The organism is Candidatus Desulfatibia sp. (genome assembly GCF_036446775.1).
GTDB lineage: Bacteria > Desulfobacterota > Desulfobacteria > Desulfobacterales > UBA11574 > Desulfatibia_A.
Genome location: NZ_JAZFTO010000026.1, coordinates 1 through 6725, shown reverse-complemented (window position 1 = coordinate 6725; position 6725 = coordinate 1). Strand labels below are relative to the sequence as shown.

Here is a 6725-nt window from a genome sequence, read left to right as displayed (position 1 = left end):
CCCAACAGTAGGTTTTGCACGTTCCTGTTTAAGCCTGCTTCGACGCTTTTTTCCGTTTAATCGGCGCTTTTTGGCAGCAAGTGAAATTCGGGTCTTTTTCCTGGCCTTAACAGGCTTAAGAGTTTCCTGTAACAGTTCGACAAAACGTTCAAGCGCAGCTTCCCGATTAGCTGCCTGACGACGATGGCGTTGGGCAATAACCCTCAATACGCCGTCCTTGTTGATCCTTGTCCCCAATCGGGTCATGATCTGATTTTTATGCTCTGCCGTAAGACTCGGCGAATTAGCCACATCAAATAGAAGCGTAACCCGGCTGCTAATTTTATTAACATTCTGGCCGCCTGGCTTGCTGCTGCGGGAAAAGGTGAAAGATAATTCATCCTCTCCTATCAAAATTCTTTCTTTGATCTTGATCATGTGTCTGATTCCTGGCCCTGATATCCGTATTTACAACAAAGGGAGCTTCTTTTAATTTCTTGACTATGCAGGTGTTACAGTGACTTTTTTAATTAAAACGAAGAGAATGTAGATAACCAATGCCCATAACAGACTATTGATAAAAAGAGGTATAATTATAAGATTTCCGGGGAAAAACTGCCTCGGATACAATGCAAATGTAAAAACCGGAAAGTATAACACCTTGGACATTACCATTAATAATCGACCCCAAAAAGGCAACTGACTTTCATATACATTGGCTGTGACAACCGACAATGCTATGCTTGAAATAATCTTAGTGAAAATTGAATGAACCACAGCGATAGTAAGGATTATCAATATTTTCTTCATAAAAAACACATTATGATTTGTTCATATTTACCACATCGCCTCAACATCATCCTCTATATCATCTTCCACCGCATCATCCAACAGATTATTAAAATCCAATTGAAGAACCCTGCAGCCCCGCTTGAGCGGGATTTCCGCTGCGCTCCAACAAGCTTGCAGGGGATGTTCTGCCTTGCGGCAATGCTTCGAAGCGACTGTAAGGAATAGAAGCTACCCGTCCTAAAGGGCTGGGAGGCTTCACTTAATTCCCATCTGTTTTGGTTATGGTCATGCTTTTCACCATGCCGGCATAAAAAAGGGGTTACCGAAAATCGATAACCCCTTTAAATAAACGGCGTCCCCAAAGGAACTCCCCATTTACCCACGTAGTCATATTCGTATTAAAAATAATTGTAAATACTACGAATTCTTTCCAACTAAGAGGCATAGAAAGCCCACCGATATACTGAAATCATCATTGTTATCAGGTTTTTAGTCTGTCAAGGGTGTCCATAGAAAAAGTGATGCCTTGACATCATTTCAAATGATGATATGATGACATCATGAGAACGACACTTTCAATAGATGATGATGTGATGGAGCGGGCAAGAGCCCTTGCGGCCAAATTGCGCACACCATTTAAAACGGTTGTCAACGAAGCTCTTCGGGCTGGCTTGGACCATGTAGAACGACCTGCGAAGTATCGGCGTTACAAAACAGAACCTCATGCAATGCGCCTTCGATCCGGCCGTAATATAGATAACATCCAGGAATTACTGGCCCAAATTGAAGGCGAGGATTCCCGTTGATTCTCGTCGATGCCAATATTCTCTTGTATGCGGAAGACTCGCTTCACCCACGCAACCAACAAGCGCGTGAATGGTGGGATGGCCGGCTCTCCCAGACTGGAACTGTTTGTCTGTGCTGGACAGTTCTGTCCGCATTTATTCGGATAGGGACCAATCCTCGGGTCTTCGAGCACCCGCTCTCCCTCGAACAAGCCCTTGCTCGTGTGCAGAGCTGGTTGGACCAGCCTTGTACAAGAGTCGTTCGTCCGACCGAACGACATTGGACTGTATTTCAGCAGATGCTCACGGATGGGCAGGCTATCGCCAATCTGGTTACAGACGCGCATCTGGCAGCTCTTGCCATTGAACATGGCTGCGAGTTGGCCTCTACCGATTCTGATTTCGCTCGTTTTCCCAAGCTGAAGTGGAGTAACCCCCTTTCCCGACCGGTATAAGCGAACCATGCCATACACATCTACGGACAGGGCCAGCGCCTTTTCCAATCAACTTGGCAGAAACAAGGTGGTCAGGTCCCGGTTAAATATACTCCGCATTTAACAGGATAAATCGTAACAGTTCAGCTATCTTTGACAGGATAACAGGATAGACTTGATTGTTTTTTCATTCTGTTGATCACTTAATTCAGATCCCTGGCCCAGACCTGGGTTGGCAAGTTTGCATCTTTGGGTCCGGCTTATATATTTTACAGCATCCTTAGTATGTTCTATGGAAGTCGCGCCAGGGCGGGCCTGTTATCCTGTCAAATATTTTGCCCCCGGTGAACGATTACGAAAAATCGTTCAGAAGGGGCTGTTAATATGATATTTTTATTAGAATTGATTAATGGCGGTGTTAATGGTAATAATATTTTATTGGAGATTCGCTAATAACTTTACTATATGGGATGCTTTCCGGTTACATCCCAACATTCCAGACATAATGACCCCAAAAACCGGCTTTGGTAAGAGGTAAATTAACCCAAAGGCTTCTTCCTGAGGGTTTGAATGGAAAAACAAAGTGTATATATTGAAACAACCGTAGTGAGTTACTTGACCGCGAGGCCAAGCAGAGATATCGTTGTTGCAGCTCACCAGCAAGTCACTCTGGAGTGGTGGGAAAACTCGCTGCCACATCTTGATCCATTCGTATCTCCTATTGTTCTTGAAGAGGCGTCCAGGGGAGACGAAGCTGCTGCAAAACTGCGACTTAAAAAAATGGAGGATTTCCCGGTTCTAGAGATTACAAATGAGGTTCGTGATCTAGCCGACCTTTATTTTGAAAAAATTCCGATCCCTGAAAAAGCAAGGGGTGATGCATATCACTTGGCAGTTGCAACCTATCATGGCATGGACTTTCTGGTTTCTTGGAATTTTACCCATATTCTTAATGCGCGTGTCAGAGTGGTCGTCAGAACATCAACACTATCCGCGGAATCAGCACTCCGATAATTTGTACTCCAGAAGAACTTTTGGAGGTTTAACATGACGAACGATCCAATTGTACAAGAGGTCCGAAAAATACGGCATACGATTGAACGAGAATGCCAACAAGATCCTGAAAAGTATTTCCAACGCCTGCAGGCTTCTCAGGAAAAGCTTGCCGGGCGCCTCGTTTGTCGGCAGCCAAAGCCTTTGATTACTGTAAATCAGAAAAAAGTGGGCTAACGCAGCATCCGGGTTTTACCCTGTAGTTGCATAAAAAAATAAATTTTAAATTTTTTACCAAACGCTAGGGTTTCTTTGGTACATTATTGAGACTGTCCCGCTTGGAAAGCGGGATGTCTTAGACCTGCGCAATAAAAAAGGCCCGTCATCATTTGACGGGCCTTAAAATTGTGGCGTCCCCAAGGGGATTTCCTTCGGCAAGCTCAGGATAAATTCACCCCTGCTGTCCCGCTTTAAAAGCGGGATGTCATGGACCTCAAACAAAAAGAGGTTAACCGGAAATTTGGTTAACCTCTTGAATCGGTGGCGTCCCCAAGGGGATTTGAACCCCTGCTGCCGGCGTGAAAGGCCGGTGTCCTGGACCTGGCTAGACGATGGGGACGCAGATACGCTATAAGTTTTAACCCTCCCCACCACTGCCGGTCAACCCCGGCTGTCCCGCTTGAAAAGCGGGGTGGCATGGACCCCCGCAGAGCGGGATCTTCGACTGGCTAAGCTAGACGATGGGGACGAAAAATTGTCTTTCGTGGTGGGCCGTACTGGGCTCGAACCAGTGACTCTCTGCTTAAAAGGCAGATACTCTACCAACTGAGTTAACGGCCCCTCAGAGCCCACAGAAGTAACGATACATTTTCAATTTGTCAATAAAAATAAAATCGCCTTGGTATTTTATTTTTATTTGCGCCAGAATTCCGGCACCAGCAGGATGATCACGGTATATATTTCCAGTCTTCCCAAAAGCATACACCAGATGAGCAGCCATTTGCCCAGATAGGGGATCTGGGCGAAATTGTCCGTCGGACCCACCATCCCCAAACCGGGCCCGATGTTTCCGATAGCAGCGGCGACCGCTGCCACCGAAGTGACAAGATCGACCCCCAAGCCAGCCAGTATAACGGATGAAATCGCAAACAGTCCGATGTAAAGGCCCATAAACCCTAAAACGCTGCGCACTACATCCTCTGAAACCGACTCACCGCCGATTTTGATATGCTGCACGGCCCGGGGATGGATCAGGATAAACAGCTCCTTATAGCAGTATTTTAAATAGAGCATGACGCGCATGCATTTCATACCACCGCCGGTAGACCCTGCGGAAGCTCCTAAAAACATGCACAGCAGCAGAACAAGCTGGGACATGGCCGGCCACAGCTCGTAATCCGCCGTAGCATAACCGGTGGTCGTGACAATTGAAACTACCTGAAAAGCACCGAAGCGAAGCGCCCGGCCGATGGTTTGGTATACGGAACCGTAAACATTGAAGGTCACAACCACAATCAGCACAGCAACCGCTCCTAAAAAAAAGCGACACTCCGGATTCCGCCAAAACGCCAGGGGCTTGCCCCTTAGAAATTGATAATGCAACGCAAAATTAATTCCGGCAAGAAGCATAAAGAAGATAATCACCGTATCAAAGTAGACGCTGTTAAAATGGGCTATGGAAGCGTTTTTGGTTGAAAAGCCTCCGGTCGGCATTGTTGTGAAAGCATGGGATAAGGCATCATATAGATCCATGCCTCCGATCATCAACATAATCACCTCTGCCAGCGAAATCAGGGCATACACTTTCCAGAGAATCGTAGCCGTTTCACGGATGCGCGGCCTGAGCTTATCCGGCACAGGGCTGGGAACTTCAGCCTTGTACAGCTGCATACCTCCAACACCCAAAAAGGGCAGGATCGCCACAGACAGAACGATAATTCCCATTCCGCCCAGCCACTGAATAAAACTACGCCAGAAAAGGAGCCCTTTTGATACGGCTTCTATGTTGGTTAATATAGAGGAACCTGTGGTGGTAAATCCGGATACCGACTCAAAAAAACAATCCACGAAAGGTCCGAATTCGCCACTTAAATAAAACGGCAGAGCCCCGAAAAAACCGACGGCTGTCCAGCCGATAGTCACGATGGCCATGCCTTCACGATGACTGATGAATTCTGCCTTTTCCCGCCGGAAACAAATATAGGTCAGCAACCCGGCAAAGGCCGTTATCCCGATAGATTTTAGCAGCGGCAGTATGCTCTGGTCCTTGTAATAAAGACCAAAGAAAAGGGGAAATATCATGCTGAGCCCTAAAAAAAGAATTAATATTCCGACAATCTTTAAGATAAAAAGCCAGCGCATCTAAAAATACTCCAGTCTGACTGCCAGGATTTTTTCGATCTTGGGAATGGCCTTTCTGCTTGCAAAGATAATAATCCGATCATCAGGCTTGATGACGCTTTCACCGGTGGGGATGATGATTTCGTCCTTGTGGATAATACAGGCAACGAGGACTCCCGGTGGCAAAGAGACTCTCTTCAAAGGTTTACCTACAATATCCGAAGTTTCCATGGCCACAGCTTCCATGACTTCAGCCTGGTGGTCTTTTATGGATATAGCCGAAAGCACCTTACCTCGTCGAATGTGCTGTAAAATAGTATTGATGGCTGAATGTCTGGGGCTCACGACCTGTTCAAGACCGATCATGGACATCAAGGGGAAATAACTGAGCTTGCTGATTCTTGTGATAGTTTTTAGGACGCCCATCCGCTTGGCCATAAGGGAAGAGATAATATTGGTCTCTTCATCGTTGGTGAGGGTAATCACAACATCCATATCCTGAACGTTTTCTTGTCTAAGGAGTTCCAAATCCGAACCGTCTCCATGGAGCACAACTGTCTTATTGAGCTTTTCTGCAAGTTCGGTGCAGCAGCTTGCGTCTTTTTCAACGATTTTGGTATAGACCGATCTCTCTTCAAGCAAGGAAGCCAGTCTGAATCCTATACGCCCACCGCCCACAATTAAAGCCCGACGTATGGGCTCGGCATGCTTATCGAAAACCGACAGGGCTTTTAATAATTTATCGGCTTCACTGATAAAATAAACCAAATCTCCTGCCCGCAGTTTGTCATTCCCCCCGGGGATAATCAGCTCTTCATTCCGAACTATTGCGGCAATCAGAGGAGCCTGTTGGCCGATTGTGGCGGAAATATCGGAAAGGCGAACACCATCCAGCCTTGTCGAAGGATCTAGACGGATCCCGACAAATTTGACCAGACCGTCGGCAAATTCCCCCACGTCCACGGCACCGGGTATAGTCATCAGTTTGTCAATGGTCTTGACGACCTCGATCTCCGGGTTGATGATCGCATCGATGTTGGGTGCATGCTCCCGGAACATATCATGAAATCCATCATAGCCAGCACCACGAATACGGGCCAGTTTTTTTGTTACCGGAGAAATAATGCTGGCAACCAGACATGCCACCAGATTGGTCTCATCACTGTCGGTCACGGCCAGGAGTATCTCGGCCCCCTTGATGCCGGCTTCCTCAAGAATCACAGGGCTGCTTCCGGACCCGTTGATTACCCGAACATCCAGGTTGTCCGATACGCGCCGAATTGCGTCCGGGTCGATATCAATGACGACAACATCCTTATCCTCTAAGGCCAAATGGCTGGCGATGTTAAAACCGACATCGCCGGCACCAACAATTACAATTTTCAATGGTTTTGGCTCCTTT

The 6725-nt window shown here is 46.8% G+C and carries 8 protein-coding genes and 2 tRNA genes; 5 read left to right on the top strand and 5 right to left on the bottom strand.

Features of this window, described 5'->3' with window-relative positions; genetic code table 11:
* Positions 1-417, bottom strand: a 417-nt coding sequence (gene arfB, locus V3S16_RS01160) for an alternative ribosome rescue aminoacyl-tRNA hydrolase ArfB (RefSeq protein ID WP_413882841.1), incomplete at its 3' end; no start/stop codon positions are given.
* A gap of 330 nt (positions 418-747) precedes the next feature.
* Here arfB and V3S16_RS01155 point away from each other — a divergent pair.
* From V3S16_RS01155 to V3S16_RS01135, 5 genes are all read left to right on the top strand, one after another.
* Positions 748-996, top strand: a complete 249-nt coding sequence (locus V3S16_RS01155; protein ID WP_413882840.1) for a hypothetical protein — start codon at positions 748-750, stop codon at positions 994-996.
* A gap of 335 nt (positions 997-1331) precedes the next feature.
* Positions 1332-1577 carry a type II toxin-antitoxin system VapB family antitoxin gene (locus tag V3S16_RS01150; RefSeq protein WP_413882839.1) on the top strand — a complete coding sequence of 82 codons (246 nt, stop codon included), beginning with the start codon at positions 1332-1334 and terminating at the stop codon, positions 1575-1577.
* On the top strand, positions 1574-2011 hold the full coding sequence (locus V3S16_RS01145) for a type II toxin-antitoxin system VapC family toxin (RefSeq protein ID WP_413882838.1): 438 nt from the start codon (positions 1574-1576) through the stop codon (positions 2009-2011). Before V3S16_RS01150 ends, V3S16_RS01145 begins: the two co-directional genes overlap by 4 nt.
* 549 nt (positions 2012-2560) lie before the next feature.
* On the top strand, positions 2561-3004 hold the full coding sequence (locus V3S16_RS01140; RefSeq protein ID WP_413882837.1) for a type II toxin-antitoxin system VapC family toxin: 444 nt from the start codon (positions 2561-2563) through the stop codon (positions 3002-3004).
* Between the two features lie 33 nt (positions 3005-3037).
* Positions 3038-3220 (top strand): hypothetical protein, encoded by a 183-nt coding sequence (locus V3S16_RS01135; protein WP_413882836.1) that lies wholly within the window; start codon positions 3038-3040, stop codon positions 3218-3220.
* Between the two features lie 304 nt (positions 3221-3524).
* Here V3S16_RS01135 and V3S16_RS01130 read toward each other — a convergent pair.
* From V3S16_RS01130 to trkA, 4 genes are all read right to left on the bottom strand, one after another.
* Positions 3525-3602: transfer RNA gene (locus tag V3S16_RS01130), tRNA-Glu, on the bottom strand.
* Positions 3603-3747: 145 nt separating this feature from the next.
* Positions 3748-3823 (bottom strand) — tRNA-Lys (locus V3S16_RS01125).
* A gap of 72 nt (positions 3824-3895) precedes the next feature.
* Positions 3896-5344 (bottom strand): TrkH family potassium uptake protein, encoded by a 1449-nt coding sequence (locus V3S16_RS01120; RefSeq protein ID WP_413882835.1) that lies wholly within the window; start codon positions 5342-5344, stop codon positions 3896-3898.
* Positions 5345-6725, bottom strand: a 1381-nt coding sequence (gene trkA, locus V3S16_RS01115; protein ID WP_413882834.1) for a Trk system potassium transporter TrkA, incomplete at its 5' end; no start/stop codon positions are given.